This is a genomic window from Streptomyces sp. MMG1533, from assembly GCF_001279775.1.
Taxonomy (GTDB): domain Bacteria; phylum Actinomycetota; class Actinomycetes; order Streptomycetales; family Streptomycetaceae; genus Streptomyces.
This window is the reverse complement of the sequence record NZ_LGDG01000215.1, coordinates 20903-37136: the sequence shown is the minus strand read 5'-3', so window position 1 is coordinate 37136 and position 16234 is coordinate 20903. Positions and strand designations below refer to the sequence as shown.

Here is a 16234-nt window from a genome sequence, read left to right as displayed (position 1 = left end):
GCCCGGAAGCGGGAGCCCGAACGGGGCGGCCGGTCCATCGGACGCAGTGCTGGGAGGAGCACCGATGCACTGGGAAACCATCGGCAAGGACACCACATCGGTCGTTCCACCCCGTCTCGCCGACTACGGCCGAGCCTGCTCGGACTTCACCTGGGCACAGGCGCGCACCGAGCTGGCCGGGCTGCCCGGCGGCGGCCTCAACATGGCTTATGAGGCGGTCGACCTGCACGCGGCGTCCGAGCATGCGGACAAGGTCGCCCTGTGCTGCGTGGCCCGGGACGACTCCGTCTCCACTGTCACGTACGCGGAACTGGCCCGACGTACGGCGCGTTTCGCGAACGTTCTGCGGTCACTCGGCGTCGGCCGCGGAGACCGGGTGTTCACCCTGCTGGGCCGCTGCCCCGAGCTGTACACCACGGTGCTGGGCACCCTGAAGAACACCAGCGTGCTGTGCCCGCTCTTCTCGGCCTTCGGCCCCGACCCGGTGGAGCAGCGGCTGCGGCTCGGCGACGCCCGTGTTCTGGTCACCACCGCGGCCCTGTACCGGCGCAAGGTCGCCGAGCGGCGGGCCTCCGTTCCCGGACTGGAACACGTCCTGATCGTCGGGCCCGGCACCGCGGAACTGCCCGGCACCGTCTCCTTCGACGACGTGATGGCCGCCGCCCCGGACACCTTCACTATCCCGCCGACCTCGCCCGACGACATGGCCCTGCTGCACTTCACCAGCGGTACCACGGGCACCCCCAAGGGCGCGGTCCACGTCCACGAGGCCGTCGTTGCCCACTACGCCACGGCCGCGTACGCCCTCGACCTGCACCCCGAGGACGTGTACTGGTGCACTGCCGACCCCGGCTGGGTCACCGGCATGTCGTACGGGATCATCGCCCCGCTCGTCCACGGCGTGACGGTGGTCGTCGACGAGGGGGACTACGACGCGCGGCGCTGGTACCGGATCCTCGGCGAGCAGCGGGTCGGCGTCTGGTACACCGCCCCCACGGCCCTGCGCATGCTGATGCGCGCCACACCGCGCCAGGGTCCGTACGACCTGCCGCGCTCCTACGACCTGTCGGCCCTGCGCTTCATCGCCTCCGTCGGCGAGCCCCTCAACCCGGAGGCCGTCCTGTGGGGCCAGGACGTGCTGGGCCTGCCGGTGCACGACAACTGGTGGCAGACGGAGACCGGCTGCATCATGATCGCGAACTTCGCCGCCTGTGAGATACGGCCCGGCTCGATGGGGCGGCCACTGCCCGGCGTCGAGGCGACCGTGCTGGAACAGGGCGAGGACGGCCGGGCCCTGGTCACCGACGGCCGGGTCACGCAGGTGCGAAGCCCCGAGGTCGAGGGCGAGTTGGCGCTCCGGCCGGGCTGGCCGGCGATGTTCCGCGGCTATCTCCACGACAAGGAGCGCTACGACGCCGCGTTCGTGGACGGCTGGTATCTGACCGGTGACCTGGTCCGCCGGGACGCGGACGGCTGGTACTGGTTCGTGGGGCGCGCCGACGACGTCATCAAGTCGGCCGGCCATCTCATCGGCCCGTTCGAGGTGGAGAGCGCGCTGATGGAGCACCCATCAGTGGCCGAGGCTGGCGTGATCGGACGGCCGGACCCGGTCGCCGGGAACGTCGTCAAGGCGTTCGTCTCGCTGCGCCCCGGTGTCCCGCCGACTCCGGATCTGGAGCGTGAGCTGCTCGCCTTCGGCCGCCGCAAGCTGGGGCCCGCCGTCGCACCCAGGGAGATCGTGTTCGACCAGAACCTGCCCAAGACCCGCAGCGGGAAGGTGATGCGCCGTCTGCTGCGCGCACGCGAACTCGGCCTGCCCACGGGCGACCTGTCCACCCTGGAGGGATCCTCATGAGCCCGGCCCACCCCACCAGCGCCCGCAAGGCCCCGGCTCCCCGGAAGGTCGGCAAGAAGGCCGCGAAGACCAGGCGGAAGACGGGCGCCGGATCTCCGTCCGCCCGTTCGGCCGATGGGCACCGGACGGACCTGCTGGAGGCCATGCTGCGCATCCGGCGATTCGAGGAGCGGTGCGTCGAGCTGTACAGCGCCACGAAGATCCGCGGCTTCGTCCACCTGTACATCGGCGAGGAGGCCGTCGCCGTCGGCGTCAACGAGGCCCTCAGGCCCGAGGACGCGGTCGTCGCCACCTACCGCGAGCACGGCCACGCCCTGGCCCGCGGGATCACGGCCGAGGCCATCATGGCCGAGATGTACGGCAGGGCGACCGGGTGCAGCGGCGGCCGGGGCGGCTCCATGCACCTGTTCGACGCGAGCCGGCGCTTCTACGGCGGCAACGCGATCGTCGCCGGTGGAATTCCGCTGGCCGCCGGCCTCGCCCTCGCCGACCGTATGCGCGGACAGGACCGCGTCACCTGCTGCTTCTTCGGTGACGGAGCCTTCGCCGAGGGAGAGTTCCACGAAACGGCGAACCTCGCGGCCCTGTGGAGACTTCCCCTGCTGCTCATCTGCGAGAACAACCTCTACGCCATGGGCACGGCCCTGGCGCGGCACGAGGCGCAGACCGACCTGGCCATGCGGGCCGCTTCGTACGGCATGGTCGCGTGGGCCGTCGACGGCATGGACGTCGAGGCCGTGGAACAGACCGCACGACGGGCCGCCGAGGCCGTCAGGTCCGGTGCCGGACCGCACTTCCTCGAACTGCGCACCTACCGGTTCCGTGCCCATTCCATGTACGACCCGGACCGGTACCGCGACAAGGCGGAGGTCGAGCGGTGGAAGGAGCGGGACCCGATCACCCGTCTTCTCGACCGCATGCGCGAGGACGGCGAGCCCGTCGACGAGACGCTCGCCGGGATCGAGCGCCGGGTCGCCGCCGAGGTCGACCACGCGGTGGAGGCGGCCGAGCAGGCGCCCGAAGAACCGGTGGAGCATCTCCTGCACCACGTCACCAGCGCTGCGGCGGAGGTGAGCTGACCATGGGCGACGATGAGCGGCCGCAGGCGGTGAAGACGACCTACCGGGAAGCGCTGCGCGAGGCGCTGCGGGACGCCCTGCGCGCCGACGACCGTGTCTTCCTGATGGGCGAGGACGTGGGCCGCTACGGCGGAGGCTTCGGCGTCAGCCTCGGCCTGCTGGAGGAGTTCGGTCCGGCACGCGTCCGCGACACGCCGCTGTCGGAGTCCGCGTTCGTGGGCGCCGGCATCGGCGCCGCCCTGGCCGGGCTGCGGCCGATCGTCGAGATCATGACCGTCAACTTCAGCCTGCTCGCCCTCGACCAGATCCTCAACAACGCCGCCACCCTGCTGCACATGTCGGGCGGCCAACTGGCCGTGCCCCTGGTCATCCGCATGACGACAGGTGCCGGACGGCAGCTCGGGGCCCAGCACTCGCACAGCCTGGAGGGCTGGTACGCGCACATCCCCGGCATCCGGGTGCTCGCCCCCGCCACCCTCGAGGACGCACGCCACATGCTGGCCCCGGCGCTCGCGGACCCCGACCCGGTCCTGATCTTCGAGCACGGAAGTCTCTACAACGTCTCCGGCGAACTCCTCCCGGCCACCGCGCCCGTTGACCTGGATCACGCTTCGGTCCGCAGGCCCGGCACCGACATCTCGCTGATCACGTACGGAGGTTCGCTGCCCAAGGCCCTCGCGGCGGCGGACGAGCTGGCCGCCGCGGGCATCAGCGCCGAAGTGATCGACCTGCGCACGCTGCGGCCCTTCGACGCCCGCACCGTCGCCGCTTCCGTGGCCCGTACCCACCGTGCCGTGGTCGTCGACGAGGCATGGCGGACGGGAAGTTTCGCCGCCGAGGTGTCCGCCCGTATCGCCGAGGAGTCCTTCTACGAACTGGACGCGCCCGTCGAGCGGGTGTGCAGCGCGGAGGTGCCCATGCCGTACGCCCGTCAGATGGAGGAGGCCGCCCTGCCGCAGACCCCCGACATCGTCGCGGCCGCCCACCGGGCGGTGGACTGACCATGGCCGAGTTCACCATGCCGTCCCTCGGTGCCGACATGGACGAGGGAACGCTCCTGGAGTGGCTGGTGGAGCCCGGCGACCTCGTCCACAAGGGCGATCCGGTCGCGGTCGTCGAGACCGCGAAGTCGACCATCGAGGTGGAGTGCTTCGAGACCGGAACTCTGGCCGAGCTCCTCGTCGAGCCCGGCACGACGGTGTCGGTGGGCACACCACTCGCGCTGATCGGGGTGCCGGCCAAGAAACCCGAGCACCCGGCAGGAGAGGAGAAACCGCACACGACCCGAGAACCGCGCAAGGCCGGGCAACCCGAGGTTTCTGGAAAGACCGAGAAAGCGGCGAAGCGACGAGCGGCCCGTCGCGCACCGAAGAAGGGCGAGCCTGCCAAGCCCCCGTCCCCGCCTCCCGAACCCGCCACGGTCCCGGCCCCGGTACTGACCACCGCTCGACAAGGCGTCCACACCGAGGCAGGTCCCCTGGTCCGGCATCTGGCGGAGCAAAGCGGCGTAGACCTGGAGACACTGCACGGTTCCGGGCCCGGAGGACGCGTCACCCGAACCGACGTCGAGGAAGCGGCGGCCGCCCGGCAACCGCGCCTGCGGGTAACCCCTCTCGCCCGGAGACTGGCGGCCGAAATGGGCGTCGATCTGGCCATGGTGAGGGGAACGGGCAAGGACTCGGCCGTCCGTGCCGCGGACGTACGCCACGGGGCCTTGGGGCCTGCGGCCGAGGCCCCGTCCGCGCATGTCGGCGCCCCCACGGTCCGTCCGTCCGCCGAGCGTCTCTCGGGAGACCGGGGGACCGCCATGCGCCGGGCGATCGCCGGTCTGATGAGCCGCGCCAACCGGGACATTCCCCACTACTACCTCTCCACGACCGTGGACATGGCCGCCGCGATGGACTGGCTGCACGAGCACAATCGGCGCAGCTCGATCGGGGAACGGCTGCTCCCCGCTGCCCTGCTGCTCAAGGCGGCGGCCCTGGCGGCCCGGGATGTCCCCGAGCTCAACGGTTCCTGGACCGACGACCACTTCACGGCCGGCGAGGGCGTCCACCTCGGCGTGGCCGTCTCGCTGCGCGGCGGAGGGCTCGTCGCCCCCGCGCTGCACCACGCCGACGCCCTGGCACTCCCGCAGCTGATGACGGCCCTGAAGGACCTGGTCACCCGGGCCCGTACGGGCAGACTGCGCGGCTCCGAGGTGTCGGACGCCACGATCACGGTCACCAACCTCGGAGATCAGGGAGTAGAGGCCGTGTTCGGAGTGATCTACCCGCCGCAGGTGGCCCTCGTCGGTTTCGGGCGGGTGGTCGACCGGCCGTGCGCCGTCGACGGCATGCTGGGCGTGCGGCCCGTAGTCACTGCGACCCTCTCGGCCGACCACCGAGCGACGGACGGCGCTGTCGGCGCCCGCTACCTCACGGCGGTCACCCACCTCCTGCAGAACCCGGAGCAGCTGTGAACATCAACCGAACCGACGCACTGGAAATGGTGAGGGAATCGATCTCCCGGGTCATCCCGGACGCCGACTTCGCCGCACTGGGGCCCGACGACGCGTTCCGTGACGCGCTGGAGATGGACTCCCTGGACTTCCTGAGTTTCGTCGAGGTGCTCAGCGAACGGTCCGGTGTCCGCATCGAGGACGAGGACACACCCCGGCTGACCACACTGTCCAGCAGTGCCGACTTTCTCGTCGCCCGCACGGGCTGATGTGCCCTCCGTGGACGTGAACGGCTCAGACCGCTTCGGTGTTGTCGATGACACCCACCACGTCGTCGATGTCCCGCACTGAGGCGAGCAGTTCGGGGACGAGTGCTTTGTCTGCTTTGTTGACTTTCCCCGCCACGGTCACCACGCCGTTCTCCACGGTGACTTCGACAGCGCGCGGGTCCAGCAGGTGTCGGCCGACCAGGGACTCGACCTCGGCGAGGATCTCGGCGTCGTCGCGGATCAGGGCACACAGCAGATCGTGCCGGCTCACCACACCGACGAGCCGACCGTGATGGTCGGTCACGGGGAGGCGCTTCAACCGGCCGTGCGCGGCGGTCCACGCCGCGTCCGCCACCCTCTGCTCCGGGTGGACGGTGACGGGCGGGAAGGTCATCAACGTGGCGGCCGTGTCGCCGTGGCTCTTGTCGTACAGGCGGTGCTGCCACAGCCTGCCGACGGCTCCGTGCCGACGCGGCTCACGGTGACGATCGCGAACACCTCCAACATGCCGATGATGGCGCGCGAGGCCAGTGTCCACACGGGGGTGACGGTCGCCGAGTACTTCCGTGACATGGGCCTGGACGTGGTGGTCATCGCCGACTCGACCTCCCGATGGGCCGAGGCGCTGCGCGAGTTCGCCTCCCGTACCGGCGCGCTGCCCGCCGAGGAGGGTTATCCGGCCGGACTGGCCTCGGCCATCGCGGCCTTCTACGAGCGGGCCGCCGCCGTGACCACGCTCGGCGGTGACCGGGGCTCGGTGACCGTGATCGGCGCGGTGTCCCCGCCAGGCGGGGACATGACCGAACCGGTCACGGCCCACACCGAACGCTTCGTCCGCTGCCTGTGGACCCTGGACCGCGACCTCGCCTATGCCCGCCACTACCCGGCGGTCTCCTGGGCGGGGTCCTTCTCCCGGGACGTCCCCGTGCTGGCCGCCGGACACCGGGCGGCCGGAGATCCGGCGTGGTCCCGGCGCCGTGACCGGGTGGGGGCGGCGCTGGCGGAGGCCGACCGGCTGGCCGACCTGGTGGACCTGATCGGGATCGCCGCCCTTCCGGCGCGGGAGCGGATCAGAGTGCTCGCGGGCCATCTGGTGCGGGAGGGCGTGCTGCAGCAGAGCGCGCTGTCTGAACGGGACGCATACTGCGGGCCGGAGAAGACGGCCGCACTGGCCGATGCCGTCCTGGCGGTCGTCGGCCGCTGCCGGGAGCTGGTGGACTCCGGTGTTTCTGCGGCGTCGGTGGAGGAGGTCGACTTCGGTCCGCTGCTGCGTGCCCGGGAGGACACCGGCCCGCACGACGCCACCGGGGTGGCGGCGCGGCGTGACGCCATGCTCTCCCGGCTGGGAGAAGTGCGGTCATGAGCCTCTCCGGCGGAATCGAGTACACGGCGGTGCGTGAACTCCGGGGGCCGCTCGCGATCGTCGAGGGGGTCTCGGGGGTCGGCTGGGACGAGTACGCGCACATCACCCTCGCCTCGGGCGAACGGCGCCACGGCGTGGTGCTGGACGCCGACCGCGGCCTGGCGGTCGTCCAGGTGCTGGAGGGCACCGCGGGCATGGACCCGCAGGGCGTCCGCGCGGTCTTCTCGGGCAGCCCGCTGCGCGTCCCGGTCGGCACGGACTGGCTCGGCCGCGTCTGCAACGGCCGCGGGGCCCCCGTCGACGACGGGCCACCCATATTCGGCTCCCACCAGGCCGAGGTGGGCGGTGCCCCCGTCAACCCGGTGCGACGTGAGCCGCCGTCCGAACCGGTGCTCACCGGTGTCGGGGCCGTCGACGCCCTGACCACGCTGGTACGGGGGCAGAAACTGCCGGTGTTCTCGGTGGCCGGGCTGCCGCATCTGGAGCTGGCCGCCCAGATCGCCGCGCAGGCCACCGTCGGCGGAGAGGCGTTCAGTGTCGTCTTCGCGGGCATGGGGCTGACGCACGCCGACGCCTCCTTCGTACGTGACGTCCTGGAGGAACGGTCCGCGGCCGGGGAACTGGTCCTGCTGCTGAACACCGCCGACGACCCGGTGATCGAACGGATCCTCACCCCTCGCATCGCGCTCACCGTCGCCGAGCACCTCGCCTTCACCGAGGGACGGCACGTCCTGGTGGTGATGACCGACATGACGACGTACGCCGAAGCCCTGCGCGAGGTCTCCGCCGCCCGCGGGGAGATCCCCGCTCGCCGCGCCTACCCCGGCTACCTCTACAGCGACCTGGCCTCCTTGTACGAGCGCTGCGGACGCATTCGCGGGCGACCGGGCTCGGTCACCGTGCTGCGGTGCTCACCATGCCCGCGGGCGACATCACCCATCCCGTGCCCGACCTGACCGGCTACATCACCGAGGGACAGATCGTGCTCTCGCCGGAGACCCACGCGCGGGGTGTGTACCCGCCGCTGGACGCCCTGTCCTCACTCTCCCGGCTGATGCGCAAGGGCGCCGGCCCCGGCCGTACCCGCGACGACCACCTCGACGTCGCGGCCCAGCTGCTCGCCGCCCTGGCACGAGCCCGGCAGGTCCGTGATCTCGCGGACCTGGTCGGCCAGGCGGCGCTGAGCTCCACCGACCGCCGCTACCTCGACTTCGAGGAGGCGTTCCTGAGGGACTTCGCCGACCAGCGCAGTGACGAGTCCCGCAGCCTCGCCGACTCGCTCGAACGCGGCTGGCGGGCCCTGCTCACACTGCCCCGCAGCCAGCTCTCCATGCTCCCCACCGGGCTCCTCGACGCCCACGGGGCGAAGGACGCACCGGACGTGGAGGCGTCCCGATGACCGGCGCCCGCCGTGTGCCGCCCGGTCGGGCGGGACGGCTGCGACTGCGGCACAGCCTCGATGTCGCCGAACGCGGAGCCGACCTGCTGGAGCAGAAGCTCCGTATCCTGCGCTCCGAGCACGAGCGGCTGCTGAGCGCGGAGAGGTCAGCCGCCCGCGCCTGGCGGGACTTGCTGTCCGAGGCCGAGAACTTGCTACTGAGGGGGCTCTTCCTGGGCGGGGAACAGGCCCTCGACGCGGCCACCGCGGGTATCGGTCCCGCCGAGGTCACACTGCGCTGGACCACCTCCATGGGGGTACGCCACCCCGCGGCGGCCGCTGTGTCCGTACCCGCCCGATCACCCACCGCCGCCGCTCCCACGAACACCGCCCTCGTGCACGCCGAAGCGGCCTACGGCCGTGCCCTGCGCGCCGGCGGCGAGTACGCCGCCGCTCATGCTGCCGCCGAACTGCTGGGCGCCGAGGTCATCAGCACCCGGCACCGGGTCCGCGCCCTACGGCGCCACTGGATTCCCCGCCTGCGGGAGGCGCTCGACCGGGCCGACCTCGCCCTGGAGCAGGCCGAGCACGAGGACGGCGTCCGGCGGCGCTGGGCGGCTCGGAGCCCCGAGCGGTGACCGTTCACTGGAACGCCGCGTGGATCTCATGCTCGGTCGCGTTGTGCGAGACGAGCAGGATCTCGTCACCGGGTCGGAGCCGCACCGCCGGATCCGGCACGGTCGGTTGTCCGTCGCGGACGATCGTGGCGACGACCGTGCCTTCGGGCAACGGGACGTCGCCCAGGGCACGGCCCGCCGTCCTGGACTGCGGTGTGATGGCCGTTTCGATGACGTCGACGCCGGCTTTGCTGAGCCGCAGCAGGGCGACCGTGTCGGTGGCCCCGGTGGCCTCCTCGATGAGGGAGATCAGCGGGGTGGCGGCGGGGACGGCGACGTCGACGCCCCAACGCCCGTCGAACAGCCAGGCGTTGTCGGCGTCGTTGAACCGGGCGGCCACGCGGGGCACCGAGAACTGCCGTTTGGCGAGCAGGCTGATGACGAGGTTGTCCTCGTCGTCCCCGGTGGTGGCGATGAGGAGGTCGGCGGTGAGAGCGCCGGCGTGTTCCAGAAGGGTGGGTTCACACGCGTCCCCGGCGATCAGCCGCACCGGGACGCGCCCCTCGAGTTCGGCGACGCGGTCGTCGTCGGCGTCGATCAGCGTCACCTCGTTGTGGGCGGCGGCGAGCACCTGGGCGATCTGGGTGCCGAGCCGTCCGGCCCCGGCGATGATCACGTTCACGTGCCCAGCTCCTTGTCGAGAAAGCCGCGCAGCCTGCTGAGCGCGGTCGCGGCGACGGCGAAGGTGACCAGGTCGCCTGCCCGCGCGGGCGTGCTGTGCGTGGGGATCAGGGAGCGGCCGGCGCGGGTGACCTCGACGACGCGGATCTCGCCGTCGACCTCGAACTCGGTCAGCGGCCGCCCGGTCAGATAGGCCGGCAGTTCGGAGCGGTAGAGCAGGGTCTCGCCGTTGCCGAAGCTGATTTCGGGGGAGAGGTGGCGGTGCAGCAGCATTTGGTGGATCTGGTGGACCGTCCAGCGGACGCTGGTGATGGTGGGGATGCCGAGTTCGCGGTAGATGTCGGCGCGTCGGGGGTCGTAGATGCGGGCGAGGACGTTCGGTACCCGGTAGGTCTCCTTCGCCGTGCGCGCGCTGACGATGTTGCTGTTGTCCCCGGAGGTGACGGCGACGAAGGCGTCCGCGTGCTCGATACCGGCGGCCTCGAGGACGGAGCGGCTGTAGCCGTTGCCCTCGTGGAAGCTGATGCGGGGGCTGTCGGGCAGCCGCCGGGCCGCCTTGGGACGCCGGTCGACGACCTGCACGTCGTGCCCTTCGGAGGCGAGCAGACCGGCGAGGGTGGCGCCCACACGTCCGCAGCCGACGACGATCACCTTCACTGTTGCGCTCCCTTCCGGTGGTCGGCGCGGCGGCGCAGCCACCACTTGCGGACCTCGTCCGCGATCAGGGGCAGGGTCCCGAGCCCGGCCAGTACCGCCCAGTCGGCGGCGTCGAGCGGGGCGGTGTTGAAGACGGCCTGGAGCAGCGGTACATAGCTGATCGCGGCCATGAGGGCGATGCCGAAGCCGCCGGCCGCCAGCAGGGCCGGATTGGAGAGCAGTCCCACTTTCAGGATGCTCTGGCGGTCGGTGCGCACGGCGAGCGAGATGAAGAACTGGCTGAACACGATCGCGCCCTGGGCCAGCGTGACGGCCTCCCGGTAGACGGGATTGTCCTCGGTGAAGTCGTCGAAGGGAACTCCGGAGGAATGGATGTGCCAGAAGAACACGGTGCACACGCCGAGCGCCTGGATACCGCCCAGGAACAGGATGCGCCCCACCACCGCGGAGGAGAACAGCCGCTCGCGCCTGGAGCGCGGCGGGCGGTCCATCACGTCCGGCTCGGGACGCTCCGCGCCCAGCGCCAGGGCGGGCAGCACGTCCGAGCCCAGGTCGATCGCCAGGATCTGCACCGCGCTGATGGGCACCAGTGGGAACCCGGTGAACGTCGCCGCCAGGATCGGGCCGAGTTCGCCGATGTTGCTGCTGAAGACGTAGACCAGGAACTTGCGGATGTTCTGGTAGACGGACCGGCCCAGCCGCACCGCGGTGGCGATGGACGCGAACGAATCGTCCAGGAGCACCATCGAGGCCGCCTCCCGGGCAACGTCGGTGCCCGACGCCCCCATCGCCACGCCGATGTCGGCGTGTTTGAGCGCCGGGGCGTCGTTCGCGCCGTCCCCGGTGACCGCCACGACCTCGCCGCGCCGCTGGAAGGCGGTGACCACGCGCATCTTGTGCTCGGGGCTGACCCGGCACAGCAACAGCTCGGAGGGTTGGCCGAGCAGCGTGTCGAGCGCCTCCTCGTCCATCGCGTCGAGCCGGGCGCCCGTCACCACGACCGGATCCGGCCCCCGTACGATCCCGACCCGCCGGGCCACCGCCTCCCCAGTGAGCGGGTGGTCGCCGGTGACCATGACGATGCGGATGCCGGCCCGGCGGCAGGCGGCAACCGCGTCGGTGACCTCCGGACGCGGCGGGTCCAGCATGCCGACCAGTCCCAGGAACGTCAGTCCCGACTCGGCCTCGTCCTGTGCGGGGTGGGGCCCGTCCAGCTCCCGCCGCGCGACGGCCAGCACCCGCAGCCCCTGCGACGCCAGCGCGTCACTCGCCGCGAGCACTGTCGCCCGGTCCTGCTCTGTCAGCGGCCCGCTCCGCCCCTCCCACTCCATCTCGGCGCAGCGCGCCAGCAGTTCCGCCGGCGCTCCCTTGGCGCACGCCTGGTAGCCCACGCCGTTCTTGTGCACCGTGGTCATCAGCTTGCGGTCCGAGTCGAAGGGGAACTCGGTGACTCGCGGAGCCACAGCCTCCTCTGCGCCGACGTCGAGACCGGCCTTGGCCGCGACGACGAGCAGCGCGCCCTCCGTGGTGTCGCCGAGCACCCGCCAGTGCTGCACGCCGTCGGGCGGGACCAGCCGGGCGTTGCAGCACAGGACCGCCACCCGGAGCAGCTCGCGCACCGGCGCCGCGTCGGCGACCTCCCCGCCAGGGGCGTATCCCACACCGGTCACTGCGTGCGTCGCATCCCCCGCCCACACCCGGGTGACGGTCATCTCGGCCTGCGTGAGCGTCCCGGTCTTGTCGGTGCACACCACCGTGGTCGACCCGAGCGCCTCCACCGCCAGCAGCTGCTTGATCAGAGCATGGCGGCGCGCCATCCGCCGTACACCGATCGCCAGCGACACCGAGAGGGTGGCGGGCAGTCCTTCCGGCACCAGTGCGACCATCACCCCCAGCGCGAACACGAACAGGGTCACCACGGACTCCCCGGTGGGCAGCCGTACGGCGAACATCAGGGCACCGATCGCCAGGGCCGCTCCCGCCACCCGCCGGGCCATGGAGGCCACCTGGTGCTGCAGCGGGGTCTTCTGCCGCGGGGCCGCCGCGGCCAGCCGGTAGATCCGCCCGAACTCGGTCGTCGCACCGGTGGCGTAGACCACGGCGCGTCCGGATCCGGCGACGACGTCGGTTCCCATGAAGACGCAGTTGCGGGCTTCCCGCGGCGACCCGGCCGACACCGGATCGGCCGTACAGCTCACAGGGTTGCTCTCCCCGGTCAACGGCGCGTTGTTCACCGCCAGCTCGTGCGCCTCGACCACCCGGCAGTCCGCCGGCACGGCGTCCCCGGCCTCCAGCACCGCCACGTCGCCCGGCACCAGGTCCCGGGCGGGCACCTCCAGCCGCCTGCCGCCGCGCAGCACCCGGCAGGCGTGGGGCACCATCGCCTCCAGCGCCTGGGCCGTCCGCTCGGCCGAGTACTCCTGCGCGAAGCCGATGGCGGCGTTCAGCACCACGACGCCCAGGATCGCCACCGCGAGCTGAAGAGTGCCCACGTCACGCGGCTCTTCCAGCCAGTAGGCCAGGAAAGTGATCCCCGACGCGACGACCAACACGACCGCGAAGAGGTCCGTGAACTGTGCCCCCAGCTGCCGCCACACGGGGCGGCGCCTCGTACGCGGCATTTCGTTGGCCCCGTACCGCTCCAGCCCCGCCCGTGCCCGATCCGCCGATAAGCCGCGCCGTGAGGTGCCCAGATCGGTGAACACCTCACCGGCGGTGAGTTCCCGTACCGGAGGACGCGGACCGGAACCGGACGTGGCGTCGACCACCGCGTCCGTCCCTCCGCCTGGTACCAGCGGGTCCGTACCGGCGCGCATCATCCGAACCCGTACGGCGCCGAGGCCCTAGGTTCCGGCGGAGCCGGTCGGATCGCGCGGAGGGCCTTGCGTGAGGCTTCCATCACGGACTCCAGTGAGTTCGGCGGCCGTCCGGCCGGTGTGCCGCCCCTGAGCGGCAGCGCCCTCTCATCGTGGAACGGGCCGTCCGGCGTCACCAGGGCCGTACGGGGCAGGGGATGGCGCCGTTCGGCGTCTCACACCGGGACCGTGATGACGGGGCAGTGGGCGTGGTGCAACACTCCCTGGCTCACCGAGCCCAGCAGCATGCCCGTGAAACCTCCGTGCCCGCGGGTTCCCACGACCAGGCCCAGCGCGTGTTCCGAGGCTTCCGTCAGGACCCGCACCGGGTGGCCGAGGACGACCTGGTGGTGCAACTCCACTCCCGGGTACCTCGCGGTCCGGCCCGCGACCGTCTCGGACAGCACCCGGCGGCACTCCCGCACAGCGGCGTCCTCGTCCAGGACACCGAGGAGCGGCGGATGCCACACGTACAGGGCCCTGAGGGTCGCTCCGCGCAGGGCCGCCTCCTCGAACGCCACGTCCACCGCCGCGGCCGCGTGCGGACTGCCGTCCACGCCGACGACGAAGTACGCGGGCTCCTGGGTGATGTGCTCTGGCTCCGGAACGACGACGACCGGACAGGGAGCGTGGGCGGAGACAGGCATCGCCACGGAGGCGGAGCTGAACATTTCGCGCCGGGTACTCAGGTGCCAGGAACCCACCACGACCAGCGAGGCGTTCCGCGCCTCCTCGCGCAGAACCCACGCGGGCTCTCCTTCCGCCAGCAGCGTCGACACGTCCACCGTCGGCTGCCGGAACTCGACGAAGGCGACCGCCTCCTTGAGTACCTCGGCACCCGCTTCGTGCAGAGTCCGGTTCCACTCCTCCCAGGACGGCCGTGCCTCGCCCGTGCGGTATCCACCCGTCGGCATACCCTGGGCGTGGACGAGCCGCACCGGCAGGCCACGGCGTTCCGCCTCGTCGGCGGCCCAGGCGAGTGCCAGCCGCTTCGAGGGATCGGGGTCGACACCCACGACGACCGGCTCACGCCCGCGCGCACCGCTCATGCCACCTCCAGCAGATTCCCGTGCCGCCGTCCTTCAACTGTCCTTCCAGCGTGACCCCAGCCGTCGGGAGCCGCCACGTCACGGCCTCGCGGGGGCTGATCCGGCGGTTCGTGGCTTTGCGGTGCCAGGCCGAGTGGCCGAGCCGGCCGACCGCGCGATGTGCGGCCACTTGATGCGGGGCGTCGCAGCCTGGTGGAGCCTGGAAGGAGGGAGAGGGGGCGGTCGGCGGCGGGCCGGATCGGTCTGCCGCCGGGTTATGGAGGTGCCGTGATGGACCCGGTCGTCGTGGGAGTGGACGGCTCGCCGTCAAGCTTCGAGGCGGTGCAGGTTGCGGCAGGTGAGGCCGGGCTGCGCGGCGTGGGACTGCGGCTGGTGCACGCCTTCGGGTGGCCGTCGATGCATCTGCCGCCCGGCGGACCCCCGTGGAATCCGGCGATGGCGGGGGTGCGGGAGTTGGTGGACGGCACGCTGATCGAGGCTGAGGAGCGAGCCCGCAGAGCCGTGCCGCAGGTGGACGTGACGCGCGAGGTCACCGTCGGCGAGCCGCTGATGGTGCTGGAGATCGAGTCGCGGACCGCCTCGCTCGTCGTGGTCGGCAGCCGAGGCCTCGGGGCGTTCGGCAGCCTGCTGCTCGGTTCCACCGCCGTGCATCTGACCGCGCACGGCCGCTGCCCGGTGCTGGTGGTGCGCGGCGGGCCTGACCCGAGCGGTCCCGTGCTCCTGGCGGTCGACGGCTCACCGGGGGGCGAGGCCGCCGTCGAGTTCGCCTTCGCCGAGGCGTCGCTGCGCGGCGTGGGCCTGGTGGCGCTGCACGTCTGGAACACCCGGAGCGAGCGGGCCTACGAGGGCCCTGGTGATCCTCTGAACGCGGTGGTGGACATCGAGCGGCTCCGCCAGGAGGAGCAGCAGTTGCTGGACGAGACTTTGGCCCCGTGGCAGGAGCGCCATCCCCGGCTCGCCGTGGAGCGGCGCCTGGTGCGATCCCGTGTTCGCCCGGCCCTGATCGAGGCGACCCGCGACGCGCAGCTCGTCGTGGTCGGCGCCCGCGGCCATGGCGGCTTCACGGGCCTGCTGCTCGGCTCGGTCAGCCAGGCACTGCTGCACCACGCGCACTGTCCCGTCGCCGTCGTACGAGCAAGGGAGCGGCCATGACGGCAGGGCGGTTCGTGACGGATTCCCGATGCCGCTGTGCGCGGTGGCTTCAAGCTTGGTGGCCGCCGTGACCATGGCCAGGGCCGCGGCGGGCAGCACCGGCAGCAGGTCACCGGATCGGTCACTGGTTGCAGTTGGACAAGGGGGCGCCCGGCTCTTGAGCTGCTGGTGCACTTCCCTTGTGGACAGCAGTGGCGGCCTCGCTGCGGGATGGTTGGCAGCGCTTCGCCCGTCCCGACGGATCCGGTCGGCGCCGGCGTCCTGTGGGCGGGGCAGGGAGGCTGGTATGGGAGCGCCGGCATTGCGACGACGTTGTCCGTACGGGGAGTCGGCTTGCGACGTGCGGACGCAGCTGGCGCCGATGACACCCCTATCGAAAGGGGAAGACCACATGAATCGGCGCGTCGCAGCAAACTATGGTTCGCCGGCCGGCCTGGCGGCGGCGGACTGGGCGGCGCGGCAAGCCTTGTACCGTAATCTTCCGCTGTCCTTGGTGCATTTGAGTGCGGACCGTCCCTCCGGGGAGACAACACCGGTCTCGACCGCCGCGCCGCGGGAAGGGGAGTCCCGGCTGATCTCTGAACAGGCTCAGCGGGACATGGTCCACAGCGAGCTGGACATCCTGGAGGTCCAGTTGGAGGGGGATCCGCGCAAGGTGCTCCTCCGAGAGGCGGCCGGTGCTGAAATGCTGATACTCGGTTCGCGACCTCTCAGGAGTTCGGGAGGCTTTGTTCCCGGGGACCGGGGGCCCGGGGGCTGCACCTGGCTGCTCACTCGGACCGGCCGGTGATCATCGACTCCAGTTCGAAGGCAGCTTCGTCTGGTGACTCCCGGGCGAG

15 protein-coding genes and 1 pseudogene are annotated in these 16234 nt (G+C 71.6%); 11 read left to right on the top strand and 5 right to left on the bottom strand.

The genetic code is table 11. The features are described from left to right. Positions 1 to 64: 64 nt before the first annotated feature. From acsA to ADK57_RS22815, 5 genes are read left to right on the top strand one after another with little or no spacing between them, the layout of a single operon-like run. Positions 65 to 1855: an acetate--CoA ligase gene (gene acsA / locus ADK57_RS22835; protein ID WP_053751379.1), complete on the top strand. Its 1791-nt coding sequence runs from the start codon at positions 65 to 67 to the stop codon at positions 1853 to 1855. Continuing rightward, complete coding sequence (gene pdhA / locus ADK57_RS22830) at positions 1852 to 2934, top strand: pyruvate dehydrogenase (acetyl-transferring) E1 component subunit alpha (protein WP_199830658.1); 1083 nt, start codon at positions 1852 to 1854, stop codon at positions 2932 to 2934. The genes acsA and pdhA overlap by 4 nt, the downstream gene beginning before the upstream one ends. Positions 2935 to 2936: 2 nt before the next feature. Further along, positions 2937 to 3935: an alpha-ketoacid dehydrogenase subunit beta gene (locus ADK57_RS22825; RefSeq protein ID WP_053751378.1), complete on the top strand. Its 999-nt coding sequence runs from the start codon at positions 2937 to 2939 to the stop codon at positions 3933 to 3935. Positions 3936 to 3937: 2 nt separating this feature from the next. Beyond that, positions 3938 to 5395, top strand: a complete 1458-nt coding sequence (locus tag ADK57_RS22820) for a 2-oxo acid dehydrogenase subunit E2 (RefSeq protein WP_053751377.1) — start codon at positions 3938 to 3940, stop codon at positions 5393 to 5395. After that, positions 5392 to 5643: an acyl carrier protein gene (locus ADK57_RS22815; protein WP_234390378.1), complete on the top strand. Its 252-nt coding sequence runs from the start codon at positions 5392 to 5394 to the stop codon at positions 5641 to 5643. The genes ADK57_RS22820 and ADK57_RS22815 overlap by 4 nt, the downstream gene beginning before the upstream one ends. Before the next feature lie 25 nt (positions 5644 to 5668). Here the strand turns inward: ADK57_RS22815 and ADK57_RS22810 are convergent, their stop codons facing one another. After that, positions 5669 to 6037, bottom strand: coding sequence for a CBS domain-containing protein (locus ADK57_RS22810; protein ID WP_053751376.1), 369 nt, complete (start codon positions 6035 to 6037; stop codon positions 5669 to 5671). Between the two features lie 21 nt (positions 6038 to 6058). On the opposite strand from ADK57_RS22810, the gene ADK57_RS22805 reads away from it, so the two are divergent. The 4 genes and pseudogenes from ADK57_RS22805 (at position 6059) to ADK57_RS22795 (ending at position 9022) form a co-directional block, all read left to right on the top strand. Then, positions 6059 to 7006 carry a hypothetical protein gene (locus tag ADK57_RS22805; protein ID WP_234390376.1) on the top strand — a complete coding sequence of 316 codons (948 nt, stop codon included), beginning with the start codon at positions 6059 to 6061 and terminating at the stop codon, positions 7004 to 7006. Further along, a pseudogene (locus ADK57_RS22800) lies at positions 7003 to 7994 on the top strand (V-type ATP synthase subunit B); the annotation flags it as partial. The gene ADK57_RS22805 and the pseudogene ADK57_RS22800, both read left to right, overlap by 4 nt. A gap of 66 nt (positions 7995 to 8060) precedes the next feature. Beyond that, positions 8061 to 8405 carry a hypothetical protein gene (locus tag ADK57_RS52025; protein ID WP_420711883.1) on the top strand — a complete coding sequence of 115 codons (345 nt, stop codon included), beginning with the start codon at positions 8061 to 8063 and terminating at the stop codon, positions 8403 to 8405. Next, positions 8402 to 9022 (top strand): V-type ATP synthase subunit D, encoded by a 621-nt coding sequence (locus ADK57_RS22795; protein WP_199830657.1) that lies wholly within the window; start codon positions 8402 to 8404, stop codon positions 9020 to 9022. Before ADK57_RS52025 ends, ADK57_RS22795 begins: the two co-directional genes overlap by 4 nt. Positions 9023 to 9026: 4 nt before the next feature. Here ADK57_RS22795 and ADK57_RS22790 read toward each other — a convergent pair whose 3' ends face one another. The 4 genes from ADK57_RS22790 to ADK57_RS22775 all read right to left on the bottom strand — a co-directional run bounded on the left by ADK57_RS22790 (position 9027) and on the right by ADK57_RS22775 (position 14243). Continuing rightward, positions 9027 to 9683 carry a potassium channel family protein gene (locus ADK57_RS22790; RefSeq protein ID WP_053751375.1) on the bottom strand — a complete coding sequence of 219 codons (657 nt, stop codon included), beginning with the start codon at positions 9681 to 9683 and terminating at the stop codon, positions 9027 to 9029. Continuing rightward, positions 9680 to 10339 (bottom strand): potassium channel family protein, encoded by a 660-nt coding sequence (locus tag ADK57_RS22785; protein WP_053751374.1) that lies wholly within the window; start codon positions 10337 to 10339, stop codon positions 9680 to 9682. Before ADK57_RS22785 ends, ADK57_RS22790 begins: the two co-directional genes overlap by 4 nt. Continuing rightward, complete coding sequence (locus tag ADK57_RS22780; protein WP_324612203.1) at positions 10336 to 13107, bottom strand: cation-transporting P-type ATPase; 2772 nt, start codon at positions 13105 to 13107, stop codon at positions 10336 to 10338. The genes ADK57_RS22785 and ADK57_RS22780 overlap by 4 nt, the downstream gene beginning before the upstream one ends. A 263-nt stretch (positions 13108 to 13370) precedes the next feature. After that, positions 13371 to 14243: a universal stress protein gene (locus ADK57_RS22775; RefSeq protein WP_053751373.1), complete on the bottom strand. Its 873-nt coding sequence runs from the start codon at positions 14241 to 14243 to the stop codon at positions 13371 to 13373. A gap of 267 nt (positions 14244 to 14510) precedes the next feature. On the opposite strand from ADK57_RS22775, the gene ADK57_RS22770 reads away from it, so the two are divergent. Together ADK57_RS22770 and ADK57_RS52525 are read left to right on the top strand one after the other, a co-directional pair. Then, on the top strand, positions 14511 to 15395 hold the full coding sequence (locus tag ADK57_RS22770) for a universal stress protein (protein WP_199830656.1): 885 nt from the start codon (positions 14511 to 14513) through the stop codon (positions 15393 to 15395). Further along, positions 15295 to 16185, top strand: a complete 891-nt coding sequence (locus ADK57_RS52525) for a universal stress protein (protein WP_078973278.1) — start codon at positions 15295 to 15297, stop codon at positions 16183 to 16185. The genes ADK57_RS22770 and ADK57_RS52525 overlap by 101 nt, the downstream gene beginning before the upstream one ends. The last annotated feature ends 49 nt before the right edge of the window (positions 16186 to 16234 follow it).

Coding starts and splice junctions, on each gene's coding strand:
- acsA (WP_053751379.1), top strand. CDS start 65: ATGCACTGGGAAACCATCGGCAAGGACACCACATCGGTCGTTCCACCC.
- ADK57_RS22795 (WP_199830657.1), top strand. CDS start 8,402: ATGACCGGCGCCCGCCGTGTGCCGCCCGGTCGGGCGGGACGGCTGCGA.
- ADK57_RS22820 (WP_053751377.1), top strand. CDS start 3,938: ATGGCCGAGTTCACCATGCCGTCCCTCGGTGCCGACATGGACGAGGGA.
- ADK57_RS52025 (WP_420711883.1), top strand. CDS start 8,061: ATGCGCAAGGGCGCCGGCCCCGGCCGTACCCGCGACGACCACCTCGAC.
- ADK57_RS52525 (WP_078973278.1), top strand. CDS start 15,295: ATGGCGGCTTCACGGGCCTGCTGCTCGGCTCGGTCAGCCAGGCACTGC.
- ADK57_RS22810 (WP_053751376.1), bottom strand. CDS start 6,037: ATGACCTTCCCGCCCGTCACCGTCCACCCGGAGCAGAGGGTGGCGGAC.
- ADK57_RS22825 (WP_053751378.1), top strand. CDS start 2,937: ATGGGCGACGATGAGCGGCCGCAGGCGGTGAAGACGACCTACCGGGAA.
- ADK57_RS22775 (WP_053751373.1), bottom strand. CDS start 14,243: ATGAGCGGTGCGCGCGGGCGTGAGCCGGTCGTCGTGGGTGTCGACCCC.
- pdhA (WP_199830658.1), top strand. CDS start 1,852: ATGAGCCCGGCCCACCCCACCAGCGCCCGCAAGGCCCCGGCTCCCCGG.